The sequence below is a fragment of the Brucella pseudogrignonensis genome, from assembly GCF_002252525.1.
Lineage (GTDB): Bacteria > Pseudomonadota > Alphaproteobacteria > Rhizobiales > Rhizobiaceae > Brucella > Brucella pseudogrignonensis.
The window spans coordinates 16,454-41,709 of record NZ_NNRM01000039.1; the positions used below are offsets into that span (position 1 = coordinate 16,454).

The window sequence follows — 25,256 nt, forward strand, 5'->3', positions numbered from 1 at the left end:
ATATCATGCGCATCATCGAAGTCCGTGAAGTGACCAAACCGATCTCTTCGCCGATCCGTAACGCGTATATCGACTTCAGCAAAATGACGGCGAGCCTCGTGGCAGTCGTTACTGATGTCGTCCGTGATGGCCGCCGGGTCGTGGGTTATGGTTTTAACTCAAATGGTCGCTACGGACAGGGCGGGCTCATTCGTGAACGGTTCCGGGATCGTATTCTGCAGGCAGACCCTGAAAGCCTGGTCAACGAAGCCGGTGATAATCTCGACCCACACAAGATCTGGGGGGCTATGATGGCCAATGAAAAGCCAGGCGGCCATGGCGAACGCTCGGTTGCAGTCGGTACAATCGACATGGCTGTTTGGGATGCGGTTGCAAAAATTGCTGGAAAGCCCCTTTTTCGCCTGCTCGCAGAAACCAAGGGTGTTGAGGCTAACCCGCGCGTGTTCGTTTATGCGGCTGGCGGATATTACTATCCGGGCAAAGACGATTCCGCTCTGCGCAAGGAAATGCGCAGCTATCTCGACCGTGGCTATAATGTCGTCAAAATGAAAATTGGCGGCGCGTCCATTGACGAAGACAAGCGCCGTATCGAAGCTGTTCTCGAAGAAATCGGATCAGAAGCCCGGCTGGCTGTTGATGCCAATGGTCGTTTCGATCTTGAAACCGGCATAGCCTATGCAAAGATGCTGCGTGATTATCCGCTGTTCTGGTACGAAGAAGTTGGCGATCCACTCGATTACCAGCTTCAGGCCGCACTCTCCGAATTCTATCCCGGTGCGATGGCAACTGGCGAAAACCTGTTCTCCCATCAGGATGCGCGGAACCTGATCCGGTACGGTGGTATGCGCCCGGATCGCGACTGGCTACAATTTGATTGCGCACTCTCTTATGGCCTTGTCGAATATCTTCGGACGCTTGACGTGCTCGACCAGCTGGGCTGGTCTCCTTCGCGCTGCATCCCTCATGGTGGCCATCAGATGTCGCTGAACATTGCAGCTGGACTCGGGCTGGGCGGCAATGAGAGCTATCCAGACCTCTTCCAGCCTTATGGCGGTTTCCCGGATGGGGTGAAAGTCGAAGACGGCCACATCGTCATGCCTGACCTTCCAGGCATCGGCTTTGAAGGAAAATCAGACCTGATCAAGGTCATGCGAGAACTTGCGGAATAAGGTTGCATGGCGGGGTTTCACCCCGCCATTTTTCGTTTGGCGTTCTCGAACACTCATGGGAGCCTGTTTCATACAGGGAGAGTTGGAGAACACAATTTTACAGTTTAATGGAGGAGGGACTGCACATGATGCGTTATGTAAAACGGAAGGCCGTGCTGCTCACAGCAATTCTTTTGATAATTTTTCAAGCGTCAAATCACGTCATGGCTGACAACTATCCAAAGCCGGAAGAACACGCTTACACGATCACAAATTTTCGGTTCCATGATGGCAGCACCATGGATCTGAAAACGCACTATCTGACCATTGGCAACCCTGATGGCAAACCTGTATTGATTTTGCATGGGACCAATGGATCAGCCAGGAAAATGCTGAACAAGGGATTTGCAGAGGCGCTTTTTGGTCCTGGACAACCACTTGATGCCCAAAAATACTTTCTGATATTGCCAGACTCTATCGGTGCGGGAGGCTCGCAAAAGCCTTCCGATGGGTTGCGCATGAAATTTCCGCATTACAATTATGACGACATGGTTGAAGCGCAATATCGACTGGTCAAGGAAGGGCTTGGGATTGATCACCTGCGTCTCATTCTGGGCCATTCAATGGGCGGGATGCATGTCTGGAACTGGGGTATCCGCTATCCGGATTTTGCGGATGCACTGGTTCCCATGGCGTCGCTACCTGCGCCGATGGCCGGACGTAACTGGATGATGCGCAGGATGCTGATTGATGCGATCACCAAAGATCCAGCCTGGCAAAGCGGCAATGACCAAAGGCAGCCGGAAAATCTCCGCATCGCTTCTGTTTGGTATGATCTTGCAACGAATGGCGGAAATACACGTCTCTGGCAAGCAGCCCCCACAAATGCGGAGGCCAACACCCTTGTGGACGCAAAGCTGTCCGAGGCAAAAATCGTGGACGCAAATGACACACTCTATCAGTGGAGCGCTTCAGGGGATTTCGATCCATCAAAGGATCTTGAGAAAATCACCGCATATCTGTTTGCGATCAACGCAGCTGATGATGAGCGCAATCCGGAAGAGCTCGGCCTTCTGCAAGCCGCCGTTGATCGGATGCCACATGGCAGCTACCTTATAATTCCTGCGAGCAGTAAGACACGGGGTCATGCGACAACCAGCAATGTGGCGGAGCTTTACGCAGAGAAGCTCAGCGAGTTTATGAGCCACGTTCCGACAAAATAGCGTTATATGGTTAGCCCACAATGTTGGAGCATTGTGGACTGGCTTTCATGAAAGTCTAGATTTCCTTGATCAGCGTATCCGCAATGCGCACGCTGAGCGCCGCACCTGTCAGCGTTGGGTTTACGCAAGACGATGAAGGCATGACACTGGTACCCGCAATGAACATATTGCGATGGTCATGGGTGCGGCAATTGCGATCAACGACCGAATTCTTCGGATCATCGCCCATGATCGTCGTTCCCATGATGTGCTGGCGGTTCTGCCATTTGACATCGGTGCTCAGGATTTCACCATCAAGCAGTCTGGCAATCTGATCGAAATCCTGCAACGCGCGGTCGCGGCCTGCATTCCAGTAGTCAGTCACGCTGTAATAGATCGACGGAACCGGAATACCGAGCGCATCGACCTTGTTCGTGCTTGGGAGGACACGGTTTTCAGCCAGAGGCAGCGTTTCAAAATCTACGGCCCAATTAAGTGATCGTGCCGACTGGCGCCGAATTTCGGCATCAAGCTTCGAGCCGAGAACCCCCTTTTTCAAAAGGCTCGCGGTCGTCTGACCCGTCGGAACAGTATTACGAACCTTGATCTTGTAGCTTGGGTAATCCTTGCGGAATGCGCCATCACGCTGATTGAGATAAACAAGAAGCTGGGTTGGGCCTTCGCCCGGCCAGAAATCTTCTTTCGCCATCACATTCATGCTGATGCCGGTATGATCCATCAGGTTACGACCAACCTGATCGGAAGAATTGGCAATACCGTTCGGAAAACGATCAGACTTTGAAAGAAGCATGATCTTTGGCGATTCAATGCCGTAAGCAGCCATGACGAAATAACGTGCGGTGAGCTTATGCTCCGAACCATCCGGGCGTTTATACCAGATCGCGGTAAGCTTGCCGCTATCATCTGCATCAATCTTACAGACAACTGAATTGTCCTGAATGATCGCCCCATGACGTTCCGCTTCGTCGATATGCATTGAGCCGTCATATTTCGCGGCAATCGGGCAGACCGGGTTGCAATTGTTGTTACCGCCACAGGCCGGACGCTGGCCATAAGGGCGTGTTGCGCGGCCATTCGGCTCAAGGATCGGGTTAAAGCCGCCTTTTGAAAGCTTTTCGGAAAGCTGATTGAACATGTAACTCGGCCTGAGGCCACGCATCGGATACGGAATCGAACGCGGTGGATAGGCGCTGCCACCCTGCCCGCTTTCATCCTGGCCATCGACACCACTGACACCCAGCTCTGTTTCAGCGCGGGCGTAAAATGGCTCGAGTTCATCATAGCTCACCGGCCAATCGCGACCATGGCCATAAAGCGACTTCAGGTGGAAGTCGTTCGGGATCATGCGCCAGAGCGACGAGCCGAAATGCCATGTCGTACCGCCCACGACGCGCAAATATGAGGTGTTATACTTAACCGGGCCAACCTGCTGGAGATAATCACCATAGGTGGATGGTGCGTGTGGCAGGCTCGGAAACGGCGAGCCTGCGCCCTGCAACTTCGCATTGGCCAGCGAAAGCTTTACTGGAGCATTGCGAAAAGTCTCGACAATATCGCGACGATCGACGCGCGGGCCCGCTTCCAGCACGATCACTTTCTTGCCAGCTTTTGCAAGGCTGCTGGCAATGATCCCACCCATTACGCCTGAACCGATGACGATCAGATCCGCATCATATGCGTCGTTTGCCATTATTCTCTTCCTGTCATATCTTGGTGTCAGGTTTCGGACCCCAGGCGTCTGGGCCAGGTCCATAGGTCGGGATCGCCAGAATGCCGCGCGTCGGGCGGTACATCAGCGCTTCTCCATATGCGATAAGCTCTGCATCTTCTGGCTCACCGACCACGCCGAGATACCAGGCCGACACAATCTTGGTTGCGGTTTCCATCAGCCTCGGATCAATGGAAGGCAGTTCAAGAAATGCATCCATATTGGCAACATTGCTCTTCTTGATGACCGAACCGAGCGCATTCATTTGCGCGACGAGATCGGGATTCCTTTTCTGCAAGGCCGCGAAATAGCGGCTGCCCAGCACCGGACCGAGATGGTGACCGGTCAGAAACGTCGAAAGCTGCATGAAGTCCTGCTGCGTCGCATCAGCGGCAGCCGCAGGCAGTGGACCAGCGATAGCGGCTATGGCACCGAGCGCTGCAAGGGCAACCGTTCCGCGCAACACGGACCGGCGAGAGATTTGACGGGGGAAAGCGGTGTCCAGAAAATTATCGACTGGCATTATTGGTCTCCTGCGGGAGTGCTCAATGCTATGGGCAAATAAGAAAACAAGCTGATCAGGCGCGCACGGCACGATTGCGGCGACGAAGCAGCCAGACGATCAGCGCGATCAGGATCAAAATGCCGGCCACGATTGCCGGTGCGGCAAATGGCGCGAGCTTGGCGAGGAGCGGCTTCGGTCCCCCTTCGCGGATCAGTTTGACGTCTGCGGGCGTCACTTTGACATCCGGATTGCCGTATTGCCCCAGCACATAATTGCTGACGTCGGCAATATCCTGATCGGAAAGCTGATCCGTGTAGAAGGCATCTGCTCCGAAGCCCGGCATGAATGCCGTTTCCCCGTCGACGGTACGATTGACACCAAATATGATTGCAGAAAGCAGATTATCAGAACGATCAGCACCGGTAACCGTATTGTGGAACAGCGACGGATAATGCTTGTTGCCTTCCCCATTCATCTGATGGCAGTTCGCACAAACGCCACTGAAAATTCGAAAGCCACTTTCATTGGGTTCTTCCCCTGGAAGACCGCGCAGCGCATATTCAGTCACTGATGGCTTGCCGAACTTGTCGCGCGGAGTTTTATCTCCGGAAGACACCGGCGCCACATCCTTGACGTAAACCGCAATGGCGTTGAGATCGTCATCGCTCAGATGCTGGAGGCTGTGTTCGATGGCTTCTGCCATAGGGCCTGCGGCCTGCGCCTTGCCCGCAACGTGACCTGTGCGCAAATATTGCACCAGTTCGTCCTGCGACCAGTCACCAATGCCACTGACAGGATCAGCGGTGATGTTGGGCGCATACCAGGAACCGAGCGAACCACCGGAAAGTGCTTGGCTCGCCTCCTCGGCCATCAGATCATTGCGGGGTGTATGACAGGTGCTGCAATGGGCCAGCGCTTCGGAGAGATAGGCACCGCGGTTCCACTCTACTGATTTATTGGAATCCGGCGTGAAACGGGTCTTATCGAGGAAAAGAAGGTTCCATGCCGCCATCGATGTCCGTACGCTAAACGGGAACGGCAGTTCAGTCTTCTGAGGCTGATGATCGACCGGTTTCACCGCATGCATGAAATAGGCATAAAGCGCTTTCACGTCTTCGTCGGTCATCTTCGCATAGGCCGTGTAAGGCATGGCCGGATAAAGATGTGAACCGTCTTTCGCCACACCATCACGAACTGCATGTGCAAATTCTTCTTCGGTGTAATTGCCGATGCCATCAGCCTCTGACGGCGTGATATTTGTCGAGAAAATCGTGCCAAGCGGCGATGCGATCCCATAACCGCCAGCGAATGGGAGACCGCCGTGAGGGGCCGTGTGGCAGGCTGCACAATCTGATGCGGTGGCAATATACCGCCCCTTGGCAATGAGTTCCGCAGAAGGCTCATCGGCCATTGCGACTGATCCGAGTGCCATGATGGAAATGGCTGTTGCGCCGAGGCGTGCTTTCCATGAAGGACGGAGTGCAACGGATTGTTGCTTGAACCTGCCTGATTGCGACATTCTAAACAAGCTTTCATGAAGCATGAACAATTCAATGCGAGCGTTCAGCCGTTTTCTTTCAAAAAACAACCTGTCGGCCTCGCTCGAAACGGTAAAAGCATAACAATCCAAGAATCGAGATTTCTTGAATAATCCTATTCTCTTCGATAATTCAGAGAGTTGTGTATGCAGTGTCCCGCGACTGGGTTTTTGGAATAGCTCTAAGTGACTGGATAAGAAAATCAGTCTTTGCTAAAACCTGCTTTCATCATTCGTGAAAGATAAACATATGAAATTCGACCTTGTGGATCTGCGCATCTTCGTATCTGCCATTGAGGGCGGGAGCCTGACCGCTGCTGCAGGCCAGAACAATATTGTGGTGGCTGCAGTCAGTGCGCGCCTCAAGAAACTCGAAGAGTCCTTTAATCTCAAGCTGTTCGAAAGAACCGGTCGCGGGATTCGCCCAACGCTGGCAGGAGAAATCTTTGCGCGAAATGCGCGCAAGCTTATCGACGATGCGCGGCGGGCACAGACCGCACTCGATGACTTGGCCGACGGGCGTGGGGGGCATGTACGGTTATTGTCGAACACGAATATGTTAGCGGAACATATTCCGCATGCACTCGGGACCTTTCTTGCAGCAAACCCCGATGTGACCGTAAGCGTCGAGGATAAGCCCAGTCTGGAAGTGGTGAGTCTGCTCAGGAACGGGGAAGCCGACATTGGCATTGTCGCATCTTCTGCTGACATGAGCGGCCTGGAACGTTGGCGTTTTGTGCCCGACAGGCTGGTTCTCGTCACACCGCCCGATCATCCGCTCGCGGCATCACCGGTGAATTATTCGAGAATCCTCGATTTCAAACTGATTGGTCTACCCAAGCACACGGCCCTGATGCAGTTCATGAACAGGCTTGCCAATGAACTCGGCCGCGCGGTTGATTATCGAACCCGCGCAGAGAACTTTGAAAGCGTCTGTCACATGGTTGAATGCGGCGCAGGCATCGCAGTCGTCCCTCAAACGGCGGCGCTTCGCTACGGGCGCTATATGGGTATTAACATTGCAGAAATTGACGAAAACTGGGCCGATCGAAAGCTCTACCTTTGCGTCAGAAATGAACTGCAACTCCCTGGTTACACAGCAAGCCTGCTTGATCACCTTCGTCGCTATACGCAAGCTGTGACCTGATTTTATACCTCACTATCGTTGTCAGCCCGCGGGGGTGCCTTTCATAGCACACGGTTGGCAATCTTGGCTAAGTCAGATTATAGCCATTCCTTTTCCCTGCTTTACCCTTACGGGCGCTGATGTGGCAGGAAGGAGTGGGAATTCAGAAACCAGGCTAGGCTCACGTCGAGTTGAAGAAAATAGTAATGACATCAGCAAACCTTTGCGGAGCCAAACGCGGAAAGAAGTGACCGCCCTGCATTTCTTGCATCTCAGAATGCACAATCAAACGACGCAGTTCTTCGATATGATGATATGGGATCATGATATCGTCACGCGCGCCAAGGAGAAGCGTGGGCTGGTTAATCGCGGCCAGCTCTTGCGACCGATCAAAATCAAGCAACATTGCAATGCGCTGCGCAGTCACCTTATATGGCGCAAGATAATGGGCGGCGCTCGTCACTGCCTCACGAAGTTCGAGTTCATGTGCGGCTATCCAATCCGCCGTATAGCCAAACACATGTGTGAGGTTCTGATAGGCCGTCACCTCACCCTTCTGCATCATTTCCCAACGCGACAGGAAAAGCGCTCGAAAGCGCGCATCCGGACGTGCCCAACTTCCGCTTATCACCAGTGATCTGGCACGCTCAGGGGCATCAAGCGCGATGGTTTGTACGACCGTTCCCCCGGTGGAATGGCCAACCAGATGCGCGCCATCGATTTTTTCCGTGTCAAGAATAGTCAGCACATCGCTTGCAATCCGCTCGATAGAATAGCCGTTATCGGGGCGGTCGCTTCGCCCCGCCCCGCGATGATCAATTGTGATGATCTGAAACCCTTTGAGGGCCTTCTCGACACCAGCCCAGAAGCGGCCATCGCCCCCTAAACCCGGGATAAGAACGATCGGTTGCCCCTCACCCTTCACCTCATAATACAGACGGCAGCCATCATCTGCCAGAGCGATCGACATTTGGCGTTCTTTCTCTATCAGTTGCCCGGCCAGGTATCGCCGAGGCGAAACCCAGTAGGAAACGGGTCTGTCGGGTCGAGCACATAATTATGAAAAGCGGTGATCCATGCCTGACCGGTGATCGCCGGACAAATGGCCCCCTTCCCCCCACATGTGGTTTCCCCAAGCACGCGACCGATAAACTCAGTACCGATGATCGATTCATGGATGAATGTTTCACCAATGGCGACTTGACCACGCGCATGCATTACCGCCAGCCGTGCACTTGTGCCAGTGCCACAAGGCGAGCGATCAATACGACCCGGCGAGACGATTACAGCATTGCGGGAGCGCTTGACACCATCGTGCTCTTCTAGAGGCCCTGCGAATAGCGTCTGGTTGATCGTGTGGATTTCCGGATTTTCCGGATGGATCGCCGGAAGCTGTTCAGCGGCGGCTTTTTTAATCCGCTCGCCGACCTCGACAAGCCGGGATGCTTCGGCCTTATCGATATTGAAGCCGATGGATGCCGCATCGACCAGCACATAAATCATCCCGCCATAAGCGACATCAACCGTAATTGTCCCAAGCCCCGGCACTTCAACCTTTGCGTCCAGCGCAAAGACGAAGGATGGAACATTTTCAAATGTGACGCTAATGCATTTCCCGTTCTCGCACTGCGCCGTCACCGGTACAACACCCGCCGGAGCTTCCAGAACCAGTTTTGTTTCTGGCTCCTTCATGGGGATCATGCCAGTTTCAAGCAATGCTGTTACAGTGCAAATTGTATTGGTGCCAGACATTGGCACGTAAAAATCCGACTCCATAATAACAAAGCCAGCATCCGCTTCAGGCTTTGTGGCTGGCAGGACAAGGTTGACGCATTGCGTGACCCTACCCCGAGGTTCGTTGAGTAGAAAATTGCGCAGATCATCAGCCTTGCCTTCAAGATATTGCATCTTTTCGAACATTGAAGCGCCTGGCACGTCGAGAACACCGCCAGTGATTACCTCGTTTAATTCACCGGCAGCATGAACGCCGACAACATTGACCATCTTTGAAAAACGCATGAATTAGCCCTTCAATGATGCGAGCTTGGCAATTGCGTCATTCACGACAGTTTCGACATGGACACGTTCCGCACCCAGCAGTGGCAGTCTCGGCGCGCGGACCCATTCCGGCGCACCATAGACGAGCTGTTCCGCAAGCTTGATGTACTGAACCAGCTTCACATGCGTATCGAGATGGAACGCTGGCGTCAGCAAGCGATAGAGTGTGCGTGCCTCATCAAAATTGCCAGACGAAGCAAGGTTGAACAGCTTCACACATTCGGCAGGCCAGACATTGGTCATCCCGGAAACCCAGCCCGTGACACCCAATGCCAGACTTTCAACGATAAGATCATCTACGCCACAGAACACTGAGAAACGGTCGCCACATGCATTGTATAGATCAGTCACGCGACGGATGTCGCCACACTCTTCCTTGATACAGACAATCGAAGGAATTTCCTCCAACTGTTTAAGGATTTCCGGTGTTACATCCACACCATAAGCAATGGGATTATTATAAATCATGATCGGCAAATCGCTGCTTGCAGCAAGCGATTTGTACCAGACCACGGTTTCCCGTGGGTCCGTCTTATAGGCAAGCGACGGGAAGGCCATGAGACCCTGAGCGCCAAGCTTTTCATAATGACGTGCTGCAGCACCTGCATCAGCCGTCGAAATCTGAGCGAGGCCAGAGAGCAGCGGAACACGCCCGGCGACAGCTTCTTTTGCTGCCAGAATAACCTGATCACGCTCTTCCGCGCTGAGCGATGCATTCTCACCCAGCATTGGCAGAACAATGACGCCGGAAACGCCATTGGTGATCACACGATCTATTGAAGCAGCAGTTGCATCAAGATCAAGCGCACCATCTTGCTTGAGCTTTGTAGTAACTGCCGGAAATACGCCTGTCCAACCCGTCATGTTCTTGTTCCCTCATTTTTGGTGTTTATGAAATTCTCGATAAACTTCGTCATCGTTTCAGGCGTCTCGCAAGGCAAAGCACCCAGAGCCTCGATATCGGCTTTAACGTCCACCGGGAGCCCCGAATTGGAGTCTTCAGGTATCTCGTTGAGCCTTCCGCCAATCAGAACTGGCATATCAGAACCAACCTCTTTGAGAGCTGCCAGCACATCACGCGCATAGCGCAGTGCAATGCCGTTATAAGTCGAAATGGCGATAAAATCCGCTTTCTCGGCAAGGGCTGTCGCAACTACGGCTTCGGGGTCCGCAGAGGTGCCTCCGTCAATGATGCCGATGGAACTCATGCCAAGAAGACGCTCAATCAGATTCTTGCCATGTTCATGCACATCGGATGAGGCAACGCATCCCCGTAAGCCGCTCTCAGCAATGGTGGTGCGTACGGCCTCAGGGACGCGTTTGATCCATTCATGTGCACTTTCTTCAAGCTCTTCGACCCACTCGGCCAGCATGACAGAACGACGACCACCCCAGGCTGTCGCATCTTCGTTACCTGCACCATAGAGGCTTTCCAACCGCTTCGGCCCGACACGACGCAAGGCAAGCATAAGCGCTGCCGCGTCGTTGATGTTGACGCCAGCTTCTTCAAGACCGGACAGAACATTCTGACTGAAACGCTGCCCGGCTTCCATCAGATCATCGGCAGCTTTATCCACCTGTGCCAGATCAATCAGTCTGGCGGTCGGGATCGCATGTTCAGCCATGCGGGTCGCAAAAGTCTGCGCATCGATGATTTCATCAATATCCGGTATGCGCTGATTTTCAGTCACAGGAACCGGATTGATTGCATGGCCTGTAGGAATCCGCGCCAAGGCCCAGATATCTGCCTGCAAATAGCTGGCAAGGCTTGCGAAATTGCCTGCAGGGCTTGATTTATAGCTCACAGTATTGCCGAAAAGCATGGTACCCGGCGCATCGCTAAATGTCGCCAGGGCCTTATGGAAAGCCATGCGTATCAAAGGTGCTGTATAATGGTGGCCAAAACAATGCGACATGCGTCCACCGATCAGATGCTCGACGATATGACGCTCGATCAACACCATGCCAAGCGCTGAACTCATATCTGCAAACAGTCCGGCAAACCCGTCATCCAGATTGGAATGAACGAGCACCTCCTGATCCTGTGCGGCGATTAAACCAAGCGCTGTCACCGCGGCTTCTGTCGTCGAAACATCGTCATCCCAATAAGGCAGACGAAACGTAAAATACTGCCCCAGATTGCCAATGGCTGTGGCACCTGCTGCCAGCGCACCCTTTGTATTTTCAATGGCGCCTGGCAATCCAAGCATGAAATCACCAAAGTGCGCAGCAGCAGGCGCTGCATTGGTGATGCGGGCAAAATCCTCCGCTCCATTCAGAACGATGCCTGTTCCTTTCGGGCGATCCTTGCGCAAGGCAACCGGATAGCCCATCGACCAGTCAAGTGTAATCCCGAAACGATCGACCGTCACACCACGGCTGGCACAAGTGCCATGCACTTCGCCAATTGCGTCAACAGTGCGCTCAACGCTGCGAAAGCCGATATGCGCATGCTGCATTATCTTGCCTTCAGCGGCCTTGCGTCGCTTATATTCAGCCTCGCTTGTTACGTTGTTTGTTTCGAGGAACACATTCCCGCCAACACGCCAGTCGCGGGATAGCGCTTTGCCTTCAGCGATAAGATCAGCGCCCGGCTTCATACGTTCAGGGACAAGATCAACAAGAGCAGGCAAAACAGCTTTCATGGCTACACCATTGGTGAAATTGCAGTAGGTTTGAGAATGCGGATATTCTGGCGCTCGATCATCCCTTTGATCGCTTCGAGATAGGTTTGCCATCCCGGATGGGCGAGCATGCGTGCGCGTCTTTCCTCACGATCGGCGATGGTTTCGTAACGCCAGAGTGCAACGACATGGTTCAACTCACCAATATCGCAGATGAAATGGCCAATGAAGCCGCCGAGAATTTCTGTCTGGATTTTAAGGCCAAGCTGTTCATAGGTCGCGATGAATTCCGCAATGCGGCCCGGGACAATGTGATAATCGCGTTCTTCGAGGATCATGTCCGCTCACTTTACCTGAAAGCCAAAGGCAAGCGGATCGCGCTCATCGACCAGTATCGTGTTGTAGCCTGTTACCCGCGCCCAACCACCAATGCTTGGCCGAATAGCAGGGCGACCGCCAACTTCCGCAGCGCTCTCCACGCGACCATGAAACAATGTTCCGATAATCGATTCATGAACAAAATTCTCGCCATCTTTCAGCATGCCTTTAGCGACACGCTGCGCCATGCGCGCTGAAGTACCAGTTCCGCATGGCGAACGATCAATTGCTTTGTCCCCATAAAACACCGCATTGCGTGCATCGGCTTCAGGGTGTTTTCCGTTATCCGCCCACATGACATGACTGACACCGGCAATGCGATCATCCTCGGGATGAACCGGAGCTACGGCTTCCTGCACCAGTTTACGCACCAGTGGGCTGATCTTGAGAATGTCGTCAGCGCTCATCGTATCGAGACCAGCCCAGTTCTTCTGTGGTTCGATGATGGCATAGAAGTTACCACCATAAGCAACATCGACCACCAGCTCGCCAATACCGGGCACATCGATCTTCGCTTCGCTGGCATGAAGATAGGCAGAGACATTGAAAATGCGAACTTCGTCAACGAAACGACCATTGCGCCTGTATTCAACCTCGACCCGTCCCGCAGGAACTTCCAGGGCCAATTTACCCTCGGTCTTGGGGACAACAAACCCCTGTTCGAGCGCCACAGTGACCGTGCCAATTGTACCATGCCCGCACATCGGCAAACAGCCGGACACTTCGATAAACAAGACCCCAAGATCGCAATCGTCGCGTGATGGTGGATAAAGAACCGAGCCAGACATAACATCGTGTCCGCGTGGTTCAAACATCAGCGCTTGGCGCACCCAATCATGGTCACGCAGGAAGATCTGGCGTTTTTCAGCCATGCTGACATTCGGCAAAATAGGCGCACCACCACAGACCACACGGACTGGATTACCGCAGGTATGGGCATCGACACAGATAAAGGTATGAGGATTCATATTGTGCTCCAGATCAGGAAAACCGGCTGACGGTAAAAGGTGAAAGATCAATGGCGGGTTGCCTTCGGGCGACGAGATCAGCAATAAGACGAGCGGTGGTTGGCCCGAGTGTCAGCCCCCCATGGCTATGACCATAGGCATGAATCACGTCCTTGCGTTGCGGCGAATGTCCGATCACTGGCAGACTGTCCGGTGTCGTCGGACGATGCCCCATCCAACGCGTTCCTTCATGCGCATTGAGATCAGGCAGATAAATGCGCGCCAACTTGGCGAGTGCATCGCTACGCGCATAATTGGGGGGAGTGTCGAGGCCAGCAAACTCGGCAGCGCCGCCAATACGCAATCCCATATCCATCGGTGTGGCCACGAACTTACGTTCAGCGAAAATAACTTCACGCGTAAGCGAAACGCCAGAATCGGGAATTGTCACATTATAGCCGCGTTCGCTTTCGAGCAGCACACGATCACCAATCGTCTTCGCAAGACGTGCTGACCATGCGCCGGCCGCGATGATCAAATGATCAAAGTCAATCGCTTTGCCATCAGCCAAACGCAATCGCTTGCCGTCCACTGCAAGCGCTTCGCCGGTTACAAGCTTTGCACCCCGCCGGACAACAAGCGTCCGCAAGCGATCGACGAGACGTTTGGGATCATCAAAATGCGACCATTGCGGTGTCATTGCTGCACGAAGAACCGCCTTTCCAAGAGCTGGTTCCAACCTGCGCGCTTCATCGCCGTCCATCTCATCAAAAACAATACCGTAGCGGCGTCTGAGATCACGATCTGCTGCATCTGCTTTAAAGGCTGCTTCAGTCTCATAGACCCACAAAGCACCAACCTGATGCAGTTCATGGGTGAGTTTCAGCTCCTCCAGCAACGGCAGGTAATCATCGTAAACGGGTGCTGTGAGTGCTGCGAGAGCCTCGGTAATCCGTAACATTTTCGATTGTGAGCCACTGCGCATGAAACGCGCAAGCCAAGGCACAAGTTTTGGGAAATGTGCAGGATGCACCGAAAGAGGACCGAGCGGATCACACAACCAGCCTGGCAGTTTCCAGACAAGGCCCGGCACGCTCGCGGGTACGATTTCGGTAACGCCCAGACCGCCCGCATTGCCAAAAGATGCTTTGTCACCCGCTGGATCGCGGTCAACGATCGTGACACTGTGCCCGTCAGCGATCAAAGCACGCGCTGCGCTCAGTCCTATTATTCCTGCACCTGCAATGACAACATTGCTCATTCAGCATTCCATCCATTCATCACGCCGGAGCTAATCGCTCGGCAAAATAACGTGTGGCTTCGATCAAGAGGCTGGCGGCAGTGATTGCCGAGGTCTTTGGATTGTCCGGCGAAGGCAGGTTGGCGAACCGCATGAAGGCTTCGCCAAATGAACTTCGTGCTTCAATTTCATGCGTATTGAACAAAACCGCCGGGTCTGCCACAACCCTGACTGCCGTGCGCGCCACACCTGCAGCCAGTGCAATCGTCAAGCCGGCATTCAGATTACGCGGATAGAGCTCTGCTGCGCGCAATGCATCGCCTTCATAAAGTAGGACGGCTTCGCTTAGTTTCTGCGGGTCAAACCCAAGGCTCTCTAGTTCAGCCACCCAAGCAGAGACCGGCTTTCGCGACGTATAAACAACGCTGAGATCTTCAGCCTGAGCGACAACATGAAGGTAATCAAGACCACCGACAGCACCTGTCGGGAAGATTAACCGAGCACCGCTTTTCTGACCTGCTTCCGCCGCTCTTTGTTCGAAATCGGCGTCGCCAATGACACCAACAGAGGCCGCAATCACATCAATTCCCGCTTCTAAGAAAACCGGGCAGAATGCTTTTAACGCATCCTGTCCGGCGGCCTCGATAACAACAGAAGGTTCTGACGCCAAAAGCGCATTCACGTCGTTGAAAAACCGGACGCCTGACTGTTCCGGTGCTGATGGGCCGTCGCGCAACAGCACACCGATCTGGCAACGGTAGGTTAGAAGCTTGCTACAAAGAGCCCTTCCGATGGCGCCGAAACCAAGTAGTGCTATGTTTGGAACGGGAACGGTGAATATCGTCATAGCGCTTACCAGGCCGACATGCCGCCATCAACGGTGAACATAGCCCCCGTTGCAAAGGACGCTTCATCCGATGCTAGCCACAAAATGCAGTTTGCGATTTCTTGTGGTTCTGCCCAACGATTGATCGGAGAACGGGCTTTCAATGCATTTTTGAAGCCATCGGGATCAGGCGTTGTTTCGACCATTTTCTCGAAATAGCTCGACCAAGTGACACCCGGTGCCACACAGTTTACGCGAATTTTTTCCTTGGCATGATCCAGCGCCATAGCCTTGGTAAGAGCTGCGACACCGCCCTTCGAGGCCACATAGGCTGCGCGATCAAAGATGCCGACAGTTGCAACATTGGAGGCGGTGTTGACGATTGTGCCACCGCCTTGTGCTGCCATTACCGGGATGGCGTGTTTACAGCAAAGATAAACGCCCTTGAGATTGACAGCCATCAATGCGTCCCAATCGTCTTCATCTGTATTCACGACGGTCCCGGGGATACCATATCCGGCATTGTTGGCCAGAATATCGAGCCGCCCAAATTTGCGGACCGCAGTATCGATCATCGCCTTCACCTCGTCGGAGCGGGAAACATCAACGGTAAAGGCAAGTGCTGCATCACCGAGTTCAGCGGCAACCGCCGAAGCCTTTTGCCCGTCACGATCAGCGACAATGACCTTTGCCCCTTCGCGAACGAAAATTTGAGCGGCAGCCTTGCCAATACCCGCACCGGCACCGGTGATGATGGCGATTTTGTCTTTCAGACGCATTTTTTCCTCGAACATAACTAGCCGGCCAACCCACAGCGTTGCGGATTGTTTCAAGCTTCTGGGGATGCCAGCACCATTTGCTGGCGGGGAGAATTTCGTAGTTAGACCTTGTAAGGATCGGATGGCGGAGCCGCAAAAACGGTATCGCGCTCAATCTGCAACACATTCTCAGGCCGCGGGAACGGCGCTGGTGCAGGCTCCCCCTTCAAACGGTCACGTCCGATCAGGCGGAAGAAATCCTCCAAACCATTTGGCACTATCAGCCAGGTCCAAACAATATCGGTCTCGCCTTCATTGATGAACATATGACGACGGTTCTTGCCGATGAAAAATGCGGAGCCCGGGTTCATTGCATGACTCTCACCATCAATCACGGCACGCCCGTTGCCGGACACGACGAAGATGACTTCCTCATTCTGATCGTGGGCATGTTCACGGACATAGCCACCCGGCGGAACAGTCTGCGTTCCAAAACCAATCGGGTGCTCCATCGGAACGCGATGCGGGGCGAAAATAACATCGATTGAACCATTCGCAGGCACTGGCTGCCAGTAGCTTTCCGCTGAACCCGGCTGAACGATAAGCACGTCCCCGCAAGGACCCTCTCCAGCGACGGCGCGTGTGTCTTTATTGATCATTTCAATTCCCCGGCGCGAGCTTTTGCTCGTCAATATTGGATACAATATCCAACATGATCGGAAATATCACCGCCGTCAACGCCTTTATTGAAATTATTTTTCTATATTTCGTGTTGGTTGGTATTGTATTTCAGAGTTGACTCTATTTTTTGCATATTGTATCCAATTTGGAAATGGAGAGCCGGATGACAAAAAAGATCGGGAGACAATCCCTCACTGACCAAATCGTGGTGGAGCTGCGCCGCAGAATTATTGCTGGCGAACTCGCGGAGGGGACTCCCCTACGCCAGGAAGCATTGGCGATCGAGCTCGGAGTTTCGCGTATTCCCATTCGCGAAGCCATCCGACAGCTGGAGGCAGAAGGCTTTGTCCAGTCTGAACTGCACAAGGGAACCGTCGTTAAAGCCCTGTCACTGGCGGAGATTCAGGAACTTTTTGACATCCGAATTCATCTCGAAACATGGCTGTTCGAAATGGCGATACCGCGTCTTTCCGAAGCCGATTTACGTCGTGCAGAACAGTTGACTGACGAAACGCTCACGGAAGGCAACGTTGAAAACTGGGGTGACTTGAACTGGCAATTTCATGAAACGCTTTATGCGCCGAGCGGTCGCACGGTCGCACTGAAGCTGCTCAAAAGCGTCCACGATAATGCCAACCGTTATATCAACCTTCAAATCGCAGTCGCCCAGGACGTCGAGCTCGAACTCTCCGACCATCGCGCCATTCTGGCTTATGCGAAGCTGAAAGACGCCGAACGAGCGGTCGAAACATTGCGCAAGCATATCCAGCGCGTTGCCAACAATCTTATGAAATCCTTGATCGAAAGCAGATCAGATCAACGGGAACAGCAAACCGCTTAAGGCAATTGCCCGAAAGCAAAAAGGCGTCGGCGGATGACGGTCAATCCGCAAAAATAAAAATAATACCGGCCCATGAAGGCTAGAAAAAAACAAAAGAGGGTTACGATGAAAGCTTATAGAAAGTTTCTCGCAGCGTCGATCGCCGTTGCGGGTCTGACGAGTGCTGCCCATGCGGATATCATCATCGGCGCAGCCGGTCCGTTAACCAATGCCGAGTCAATCTTCGGCGTGACTTGGATGAACGGCATGGAAATCGCCGTGCGTCAGGTGAATGACGCGGGTGGGATCAATGGTGAAAAGGTCGTCCTGCAGCGCGACGACGATAATGGCGACCCAAAGCAAGGCACACTGATTGCACAAAAACATTGCGACAATGCCGCAATGCTTGGTGTGGTTGCAAATTTCAATAGCGGTGTGACCATTCCGTCGTCCGATGTCTACCATCGCTGCGACCTTCCACAGGTGACCAATGCTTCGAACCCGAAAGTCACGCAATCGGGTTACAAGAATCTCTTCCGCCCGATCGCCAACGACCTTTCTCAAGGCTCGGCCCCTGCTGACTATGCAATCAACACACTGAAAGCCAAATCAGCCGCCATCATCCATGACAAACAGGCATTTGGTCAGGGGGTTGCCGAAGTATTCCGCGACACATTCACAAAAGACGGCGGCAATGTAACCTCCTTCTCAGGTGTTACACAGACCGACGTTGATTTCTCTGCTCTACTCACCAGCATTCGCTCAGAAAATCCAGATGTCATCTATTTTGGTGGCGTGATGCCTGCCGTTGGCCTGTTCGTCAAACAAGCACGCGAATTTGGCATCAAGTCGACTATTTTTGGTGCAGATTCCGCGTTCTCTTCTGATTTCATCAATGGCGCTGGCGCTGAGAATGCCGAAGGTGCGATCGTTTCGTTCCAGGCTCCTCCTTACGACTCATCACCCGAACTCGAAGCCTTCGCGAAATCCTATCGGGATGCTTTCGGTGAAGACGCAGGACCATACTCAGCCTATGGCTTTGTTGAAGCGTCAGTGATCCTGGAAGCCATGAAGAAGCTGCCCGCGCCGCTAACACGCAAGGCAATTGCAGAAGAAATCGCGAAAACCGATCTTAAAACCATGGTTGGAACCGTATCCTTCAAACCAGATGGTGAACTCACCAACCCTTTCATCTTCCTGTACAAGGTTGATGGCGGCAAATTCGCCCTCGTGAAGTAACGCTGATCTGGCGCAAACAAGCCTCTCGCGGCAGCTGGAGGCTTGCTGTCCCAACTTGGAAACGGTGCGCTTGGATCCCCTGGAGCATAGCTGTGCTGTGCTTCTTCCTAAGCGCTCCTCGGCAATCGAGGCTTCACAGATGTCTTCTTTCCTTCTTCAGCAGACTGTCAATGCGCTGACAGTCGGATCAATCTATGCCCTCATCGCGCTGGGCTACACGATGGTTTACGGGGTCTTACGCTTGATCAATTTCGCGCATAGCGAAATGTTCATGTCAGGCGCATTCGTCGCTGTCTTTCTCAGTGGTTCGCTAGGGATTTCCGGTTTCCCAGGTGCAGCCGTCATTGTGGGCATTCTCGCCTTCGTCGTCATCGGCATTCTGGGCATGTCAATTGAAGTCGCAGCATATAGACCGTTGCGCAATAAATCGCGCCTCGCCCCAATGCTTTCAGCGCTTGGCATGGCTATTATTATTCAAAATGTCGTCATGCTTATCGCAGGGCGTCGTCCGATAATCTATCCGTCAATGCTACCAAGCGGTGTGGTCGAAATCGGCGGCATCATCATTACATGGAAACAGATTACGATCCTTGCAATCGCACTTATCCTGATGGTTGCACTGGAATTGTTTGTCAATCGCAGCCGTATGGGTATCCGCATTCGAGCGGTTGCGGAAAATGCCAACACCGCTTCGCTCATCGGTATCAATCCGAATATTCCGATCTCGGTGATCTTCTTTATCGGACCGGGCCTCGGTGCCGTCGCAGGTCTTCTTTATGCGTCATATTACGGTGTTGCGACCTTCACAATGGGCTTTGTGATCGGCATGAAAGCCTTCACCGCAGCCATTCTCGGCGGCATCGGCTCTATTCCCGGAGCAATGCTAGGCGGCATCTTGCTTGGCTTCATTGAAACCTTCGCAACAGCTCTTTTACCCGGTCTGACCGGTGGCGTCATCGGCACGGAATATCGTGATATTTTCGCCTTCTCCGTTCTTGTTCTCATCCTTCTGTTCCGTCCGTCCGGATTACTGGGCGCCAAGGTCAGTGAAGAAACGATGGTGTACAAAAGTGATTTCTAAAGCCCCTCCCAAAAGCGCAGATAGCGCTCCCGTACCAACAAGCAACGCCTGGGGGCGAACCCTGTTATTGCTTGCAATAATCCCCCTCGCACTCATCCTTCTGGGGGAGTTCCTGCCGACCTATCCGTTGCGCGTGCTTGACACGATCCTTCTCTACGCCGTTCTGGCAATGGGTCTGAACATCGTTGTGGGTTATGCTGGACTACTGGATCTCGGTTACGTCGCCTTTTACGCAATTGGCGCCTATACCTATGCGCTTTTGGCCTCCGATCAGTTGGGGCTACACCTGCCCTTTCCAATTATTTTGGTCATTGGTGCAGTTCTGGCAGGTATCGCTGGCATCCTCCTTGGTATCCCCGTGCTACGACTGCGTGGCGACTATTTGGCGATTGTCACCCTTGGCTTCGGTGAAATCATTCGCGTTCTCATGAATAATCTGAACTGGTTGACAAACGGACCACAGGGAATCGCACGTATCGACGAGCCGAAACTTCTTGGCTGGACGATCTCATCCCCACTCGATTTCCTCTATCTGCTTATCGGCCTGTTGATCATCACCTTCCTTTTTGTTTGGAAGTTGCAGCAGAGCGCACTTGGTATTGCTTTGTCAGCAGTCCGTGAGGATCAGGACGCCGCCCGTGGCTGCGGTATCAACACAACGAAGGTCAAGCTTGTAGCCTTTGCAACCAGTGCGGTGATCGGAGGAATCTGCGGCGTTGTCTTCGCATCCATGCAACGTTTCGTCAGCCCTGAAAGCTTTACTTTCTGGGAGTCTCTCACCATTGTTCTCGTGTTGGTGGTCGGCGGCCTCGGCAATCCATTCGGCGCAATCCTCGGCGCAGCCATCCTGGTGCTAATTCCCGAACTCATGCGTGACTATGCGGACTATCGGCAACTCGTGTTCGGCATCGCGCTCGTCTGTGTTATCCTGCTACGACCTATGGGCATTATAAGCCGCCAATATGGTCCGTCATGGCTCGCCGCAAAACTGGGAGGGCGTTGATGCTAACTTTCGAACATGTCACCAAAGCCTTCGGGGCACATAAGGCGGTCGATGATGCTTCGCTTTCCATGAAGCCAGGGAAAATCACCTCGATAATCGGCCCGAATGGTGCGGGTAAATCAACGCTGGTTAATATGGCAGCAGGGTCCTATCAAGTGACGTCAGGACGGATCGTTCTTAACGGTGTCGAATTACAAAGGCTTCCAAAACACGCAGTTGCCCATGCAGGACTGGGTCGGACATACCAGAATATCCGTCTTTTCGATGGAATGACCGTCATGCAGAACCTGGAAGTAGCCCTTGTTCCCCCTACTATTTCGGCGCTGATCGCAGATGCCCTTCCGGGAAGGAGTGCCGAAACGCATCGACGGGAAAAGTGCCACGCCATCCTAAAAAAACTTGGCATTTCGCATCATGCGCAAAGGCTTGCCGGATCGCTCGCCTATGGGCAGCAAAAGCTTGTCGAACTTGCCCGTGCGATGGTCAATGATCCGCATGCCATCCTCCTGGATGAACCTGCCGCAGGACTTAATCACGGCGAAACAGAAGAACTCAAGCATCACATTGTCGACCTGAAATCGGGCGACATCGCCGTCGTGCTCATTGAGCATGACATGAAACTCATCATGTCCATATCGGATGAAATCTATGTGATGAACCGCGGTAGTGTTCTGGCGCATGGGTCGCCCGTCGACATCCGTAACAATCAGCAAGTTCAGGAGGCTTATCTTGGCCAGCCAGGTGCAATCAGTGACATCGAAACCGCTGCTCGCAATCGAGCAAATCGAGTCCGGTTACGGTCGGGTGAAAGTCTTGCATGGCATCAATCTTGAGCTCTATGCAGGAGAAATCGTTTCGCTGATTGGTCCGAATGGGGCTGGCAAAAGCACGCTTCTACGCTCAATTAGCGGCGTTTGTCCGATCACCTCTGGGCAAATCAGCTTCAAAAGCGAGCGTATCGACCGGATGAAGCCTTATCAGATCGCGAAACGCGGCCTTGGCCATTGTCCAGAGGGGCGCGCGGTCTTCCAGCACCTCACCATCGAAGAGAACCTGATGGCGGGCTTTTTGGAAGAGCGCGGCAAGACCGAAGCTGAATTGTTTGACCATGTCTATACGTTGTTTCCAGTGCTCGCGGAGCGCCGTAAAAGTCAAGCTGGTCGATTGTCCGGTGGGCAACAGCAGATGGTGGCCATTGCAAGATCGATGATGGGCAACCCAGAATTGTTACTTCTGGATGAACCATCACTGGGGTTAGCACCGATCATCATTCACCAGATCTTTGAGATTATTATCAAGCTGGCTGAGGCAGGGGTATCGATTGTTCTAGTCGAACAAAACGTGGATCTCTCTCTCGAAATTGCCGATTATGTCTATGCCTTCGAGCATGGTCAGATCCACGTATCTGGTCCTGCCGAAAGACTGGCAGGAGACTCCCGCGTTCGGGAAATTTACTTGCCGGCATAAGGATTCGACTCCATGGACGGTTTCCTCACTCGCGGCTTCAGAGATGCCTTAGTGCTATCATTGGAAGCCAAAGAGAGGTGACCGTCCACGCAACAAGAACCGTTCCCCTTGCTGCAGTTCATGCGGTATGGAAAACGCAGACACGCGCGCTTGAGCTCGAGGGATCCCGCAGCCTGTAATTTTAGGTTCATGCGTTGCCTAGAGTAGCGGATGAGAAAGCGGTCTCAGGAGAGGAGGAAGTTGATGCTTTGCGAGCGATGCATGCCAGTCGATCAGACGAGCTATGCGTTTTCTGCGTCGTTTGGTTTGATCGACCCTGCGTGATCGTTTTGCAGAGGCGTATAGGCCTGTCCAACACACTTTAAGGGCATAAGGGGTTTACAGGCGCGTCCTGAACCCATGAAACCATCCATAGATGTGCAGTTTCATGCGGGATCCGTTCAACTTTACGCCTGAACGGCCTACAAACATGAGTGGAGGAACTGAAATTCGGTTTCCTGTTGCGGGCATCAGCAGAGCAAGCTAGACAGATCCCATCAACAACGACAGATGAGGAAATAATGGCGACCGGTACAGTTAAATTTTTCAACAACGAAAAAGGCTTCGGCTTCATTACACCTGAAAATGGTGGCGCTGATGTATTTGTTCACATCTCGGCAGTTGCTTATGGCAGCGCACTCCACGACGGACAAAAAGTCAGCTATGATATCGGACAGGACCGCAAAACGGGCAAGTCCAAAGCCGAGAACGTGAACGTAATCTAGACTAAAGCATTTACGAGATCACTGATCTCTGCCCAGAAAAATATTCGTCGCTGAGCTACGCTCTGGTCTAGCGGCGATGCCCCAGGCGTTGCACGATCGATGAACGCCGAAAAACAAACTCCAGCCGGCCTTCGCAAGTTTCGCTCGGCCCTCGACCGCTCCAACAGGCATGATGATCTGATGGTGCACGCCCTCACAGCAATCGCCAACATTGACGGCTTCGTTGCGGACGAATTGGCACAGCGGCCCTTCTCGCGCCGCACAGCATGCGAACCAGCTTGTTTTCGGGTCAAACCGAGTCGATGCTTGCGCAACCAAGTCCGGCTTGAAAAAATACTCTGCCAAAGTGATCTGGCGCAGCGGAAATTTCGTTAACTAACATGCCCCCGAACAGGGGAAACCGGAATCGATCCGGATCATGGGAGGAAAATGAAATGATGCGTTTTTCTGGAAAAGCACTCACTGCTGCTGCAATTCTCTCCGCCTGCGCCACAGTTGCATTGGCCGAGAATCCAACAGTTGGTGGGGCGGCAATGTATGACAATAAGACAATCGTTGACAACGCGATGAACTCGAAGGACCACACCACACTCGTCGCAGCTGTCAAAGCGGCTGGTCTTGTCGACACTCTGAAAGGCAAAGGACCGTTCACCGTTTTCGCACCCACGGACAAAGCCTTCGCTGCCCTACCAAAAGGCACAGTGGATGGCCTTCTAAAGCCGGAGAACAAGGAGAAGCTGACGAAAGTCCTGACCTGTCACGTTGTTGCCGCTGATGCCATGTCGAAAAATATCTCCAAGATGATTAAGGACGACAATGGATCACACGCCATCAAGACTGTGGGCGGCTGTGTCTTAACAGCCAGGGAAAAGATGGGAAAGCTCACCCTCACCGACGAGAATGGAACCGTCGCCCACGTGACGATCGCAGACGTGAAGCAGTCCAACGGTGTGATCCATGTCATCGACAAAGTGCTTTTGCCTAAAATGTAATTGCCTTTGAATTTACTCGATTTACCGACCGGGTTCTTACCCGGTCGGTGATGTGATGGAAGCCAAGCTTTCGAGGAGAGGAATGAACACGCAACGGATGCGATCCTGCCATTGTCATGGAGGGACGAAACTGTGTTCTTACCCTCCAAATGTCGATCTCAGTTTAATCGCAGATTATCAAACAAAGGACTGAGAAAAGGGCCGATCGAAAACCGGCCCCGTTCGTCATTTAAGAAGCCGGAAGAATAGCTATATCGCGCAAATGGCCATCGAGCTTCTCGATCGTTCCGACCTTCGTGGCGGCACCTGTGTCAAGATCAACTGTGTAGATCGTATTATCACCAACAAGGTAAGCGGTGTTGCGGCCTTCCGCCATTCCCTGAATGTCAAAGGCATAGGTTTCAGGGCTCTCACTTATGTCCAGCTTGCCGATCGTCTTCAAAGTCCCGTCATTGGGCTTTGTTTGCTGAACCAGTGTCTTGTTGCCAGCATCAATATTGAACATGGCAGTCTTTTCAGGCTTGCCGATGGAATTGGTGTAAGCTGCGGCAGCGATTTTACCTTCAGAACCTTCGGCGACATCGCCCTTTTCGAAAGCAAGCTTGCCATCGACCGTCACCGCACCCGTATCCGGATGAACACGATGATTAGTTGTCCCAGTCATGAAACGAAGACGGTCAGCCATTGGATTGAAATCGACAATGACCGCCTGCCCTTGCGTGAGTGGCAGCATCTCGTTCATCTTCGATACTTCGTTTACCGTACCACTCTCGATGTTAATGGCGACAATCCGATGATCCTCGGTAACACCGATAACGGTCTTGTCGGCAGGTCGAAAATCAATGCCAAGCAGCTTTTCAACGTCGGCCACATCCATCGTCTTTGTGACCTTGCCATCCTCTGTGTCAAACATGACAAGCGTCTTGTCGCCGACAAGGCCAATCGCCGGTGCAGCCATAGCGTGAACAATCGAAACCCCAAGCATTGTAGATGTGGCCAGTGCCAACTGAGTGATACGCATCATTAATCTCCTTTGTTTCCCGGTTTGAAGCCGCTGTTTTACGCGTGGGTTCCAGCGTCTCACATTTTAAGACACGCGAGACTTGTGGTTTGGATGCAGCGAGAGAAAAT

Annotated in this window: 26 protein-coding genes; 12 read left to right on the plus strand and 14 right to left on the minus strand. The window is 53.0% G+C overall.

Going from position 1 to position 25,256, the window contains the following annotated elements:
- The first annotated feature begins 5 nt into the window (after nt 1–5).
- Both CEV34_RS16235 and CEV34_RS16240 read left to right on the plus strand, forming a co-directional pair.
- Complete coding sequence (locus CEV34_RS16235; RefSeq protein ID WP_007881009.1) at nt 6–1,169, plus strand: mandelate racemase/muconate lactonizing enzyme family protein; 1,164 nt, start codon at nt 6–8, stop codon at nt 1,167–1,169.
- A 125-nt stretch (nt 1,170–1,294) separates the two neighbouring features.
- Nucleotides 1,295–2,371 (plus strand): alpha/beta fold hydrolase, encoded by a 1,077-nt coding sequence (locus CEV34_RS16240; RefSeq protein WP_235819091.1) that lies wholly within the window; start codon nt 1,295–1,297, stop codon nt 2,369–2,371.
- A gap of 55 nt (nt 2,372–2,426) precedes the next feature.
- Here the strand turns inward: CEV34_RS16240 and CEV34_RS16245 are convergent, their stop codons facing one another.
- The 3 genes from CEV34_RS16245 to CEV34_RS16255 are packed head-to-tail and all read right to left on the minus strand — an operon-like array spanning nt 2,427 to nt 6,103.
- Nucleotides 2,427–4,061: a GMC family oxidoreductase gene (locus CEV34_RS16245; protein ID WP_094544013.1), complete on the minus strand. Its 1,635-nt coding sequence runs from the start codon at nt 4,059–4,061 to the stop codon at nt 2,427–2,429.
- A 13-nt stretch (nt 4,062–4,074) separates the two neighbouring features.
- Entirely contained in the window at nt 4,075–4,602 is a 528-nt protein-coding gene (locus CEV34_RS16250; RefSeq protein ID WP_094544014.1) for a sugar dehydrogenase complex small subunit, read from the minus strand.
- Between the two features lie 55 nt (nt 4,603–4,657).
- Nucleotides 4,658–6,103, minus strand: a complete 1,446-nt coding sequence (locus tag CEV34_RS16255) for a c-type cytochrome (protein WP_094544015.1) — start codon at nt 6,101–6,103, stop codon at nt 4,658–4,660.
- A 268-nt stretch (nt 6,104–6,371) separates the two neighbouring features.
- Between CEV34_RS16255 and CEV34_RS16260 the strand changes: the two genes are divergently transcribed.
- Entirely contained in the window at nt 6,372–7,268 is an 897-nt protein-coding gene (locus CEV34_RS16260) for a LysR family transcriptional regulator (protein ID WP_094544016.1), read from the plus strand.
- A gap of 160 nt (nt 7,269–7,428) precedes the next feature.
- On the opposite strand, the gene CEV34_RS16265 is transcribed toward CEV34_RS16260, so the two are convergent.
- From CEV34_RS16265 to CEV34_RS16310, 10 genes are all read right to left on the minus strand, one after another.
- Nucleotides 7,429–8,217 (minus strand): alpha/beta fold hydrolase, encoded by a 789-nt coding sequence (locus CEV34_RS16265; RefSeq protein ID WP_094544017.1) that lies wholly within the window; start codon nt 8,215–8,217, stop codon nt 7,429–7,431.
- 17 nt (nt 8,218–8,234) lie between these two features.
- Complete coding sequence (locus tag CEV34_RS16270; protein ID WP_094544018.1) at nt 8,235–9,266, minus strand: proline racemase family protein; 1,032 nt, start codon at nt 9,264–9,266, stop codon at nt 8,235–8,237.
- 3 nt (nt 9,267–9,269) lie between these two features.
- On the minus strand, nt 9,270–10,169 hold the full coding sequence (locus CEV34_RS16275; protein ID WP_094544019.1) for a dihydrodipicolinate synthase family protein: 900 nt from the start codon (nt 10,167–10,169) through the stop codon (nt 9,270–9,272).
- Nucleotides 10,166–11,950, minus strand: coding sequence for a cobalamin-dependent protein (locus CEV34_RS16280; protein WP_094544020.1), 1,785 nt, complete (start codon nt 11,948–11,950; stop codon nt 10,166–10,168). The genes CEV34_RS16275 and CEV34_RS16280 overlap by 4 nt, the downstream gene beginning before the upstream one ends.
- A gap of 2 nt (nt 11,951–11,952) precedes the next feature.
- The gene (locus CEV34_RS16285; RefSeq protein ID WP_094544021.1) at nt 11,953–12,267 is read right to left on the minus strand and encodes an NIPSNAP family protein; all 315 of its coding nucleotides are present in this window, start codon (nt 12,265–12,267) and stop codon (nt 11,953–11,955) included.
- A gap of 6 nt (nt 12,268–12,273) precedes the next feature.
- Entirely contained in the window at nt 12,274–13,275 is a 1,002-nt protein-coding gene (locus CEV34_RS16290) for a 4-hydroxyproline epimerase (protein WP_094544022.1), read from the minus strand.
- A 13-nt stretch (nt 13,276–13,288) separates the two neighbouring features.
- Nucleotides 13,289–14,515 carry an NAD(P)/FAD-dependent oxidoreductase gene (locus CEV34_RS16295; protein ID WP_094544023.1) on the minus strand — a complete coding sequence of 409 codons (1,227 nt, stop codon included), beginning with the start codon at nt 14,513–14,515 and terminating at the stop codon, nt 13,289–13,291.
- A gap of 19 nt (nt 14,516–14,534) precedes the next feature.
- Nucleotides 14,535–15,341, minus strand: coding sequence for an aspartate dehydrogenase domain-containing protein (locus tag CEV34_RS16300; protein WP_094544024.1), 807 nt, complete (start codon nt 15,339–15,341; stop codon nt 14,535–14,537).
- Nucleotides 15,342–15,346: 5 nt separating this feature from the next.
- The gene (locus CEV34_RS16305; RefSeq protein WP_094544178.1) at nt 15,347–16,099 is read right to left on the minus strand and encodes an SDR family oxidoreductase; all 753 of its coding nucleotides are present in this window, start codon (nt 16,097–16,099) and stop codon (nt 15,347–15,349) included.
- A gap of 101 nt (nt 16,100–16,200) precedes the next feature.
- The gene (locus CEV34_RS16310) at nt 16,201–16,737 is read right to left on the minus strand and encodes a cupin domain-containing protein (protein ID WP_094544025.1); all 537 of its coding nucleotides are present in this window, start codon (nt 16,735–16,737) and stop codon (nt 16,201–16,203) included.
- A gap of 185 nt (nt 16,738–16,922) precedes the next feature.
- Here CEV34_RS16310 and CEV34_RS16315 point away from each other — a divergent pair, with 185 nt between their 5' ends.
- The 9 genes from CEV34_RS16315 (at nt 16,923) to CEV34_RS16355 (ending at nt 24,125) form a co-directional block, all read left to right on the plus strand.
- Nucleotides 16,923–17,600 carry a GntR family transcriptional regulator gene (locus tag CEV34_RS16315; protein WP_094544026.1) on the plus strand — a complete coding sequence of 226 codons (678 nt, stop codon included), beginning with the start codon at nt 16,923–16,925 and terminating at the stop codon, nt 17,598–17,600.
- Between the two features lie 105 nt (nt 17,601–17,705).
- Nucleotides 17,706–18,818, plus strand: coding sequence for a branched-chain amino acid ABC transporter substrate-binding protein (locus tag CEV34_RS16320; RefSeq protein ID WP_094544027.1), 1,113 nt, complete (start codon nt 17,706–17,708; stop codon nt 18,816–18,818).
- A gap of 139 nt (nt 18,819–18,957) precedes the next feature.
- Nucleotides 18,958–19,899: a branched-chain amino acid ABC transporter permease gene (locus CEV34_RS16325; RefSeq protein ID WP_094544179.1), complete on the plus strand. Its 942-nt coding sequence runs from the start codon at nt 18,958–18,960 to the stop codon at nt 19,897–19,899.
- A 67-nt stretch (nt 19,900–19,966) separates the two neighbouring features.
- A complete protein-coding gene (locus tag CEV34_RS16330) occupies nt 19,967–20,902 on the plus strand; it encodes a branched-chain amino acid ABC transporter permease (RefSeq protein ID WP_235819092.1) in 936 nt (311 codons plus the stop codon).
- Entirely contained in the window at nt 20,902–21,735 is an 834-nt protein-coding gene (locus CEV34_RS16335; protein ID WP_094544028.1) for an ABC transporter ATP-binding protein, read from the plus strand. Before CEV34_RS16330 ends, CEV34_RS16335 begins: the two co-directional genes overlap by 1 nt.
- Nucleotides 21,707–22,369, plus strand: coding sequence for an ABC transporter ATP-binding protein (locus tag CEV34_RS16340; RefSeq protein WP_094544029.1), 663 nt, complete (start codon nt 21,707–21,709; stop codon nt 22,367–22,369). Before CEV34_RS16335 ends, CEV34_RS16340 begins: the two co-directional genes overlap by 29 nt.
- Nucleotides 22,370–22,929: 560 nt before the next feature.
- Nucleotides 22,930–23,133, plus strand: coding sequence for a cold-shock protein (locus CEV34_RS16345; RefSeq protein ID WP_007881014.1), 204 nt, complete (start codon nt 22,930–22,932; stop codon nt 23,131–23,133).
- Nucleotides 23,134–23,232: 99 nt separating this feature from the next.
- Nucleotides 23,233–23,508, plus strand: a complete 276-nt coding sequence (locus CEV34_RS16350; protein ID WP_094544030.1) for a hypothetical protein — start codon at nt 23,233–23,235, stop codon at nt 23,506–23,508.
- Between the two features lie 59 nt (nt 23,509–23,567).
- A complete protein-coding gene (locus CEV34_RS16355) occupies nt 23,568–24,125 on the plus strand; it encodes a fasciclin domain-containing protein (RefSeq protein WP_094544031.1) in 558 nt (185 codons plus the stop codon).
- A gap of 229 nt (nt 24,126–24,354) precedes the next feature.
- Here CEV34_RS16355 and CEV34_RS16360 read toward each other — a convergent pair whose 3' ends face one another.
- Nucleotides 24,355–25,146: a DUF4394 domain-containing protein gene (locus CEV34_RS16360; RefSeq protein ID WP_094544032.1), complete on the minus strand. Its 792-nt coding sequence runs from the start codon at nt 25,144–25,146 to the stop codon at nt 24,355–24,357.
- Nucleotides 25,147–25,256 lie beyond the last annotated feature (110 nt).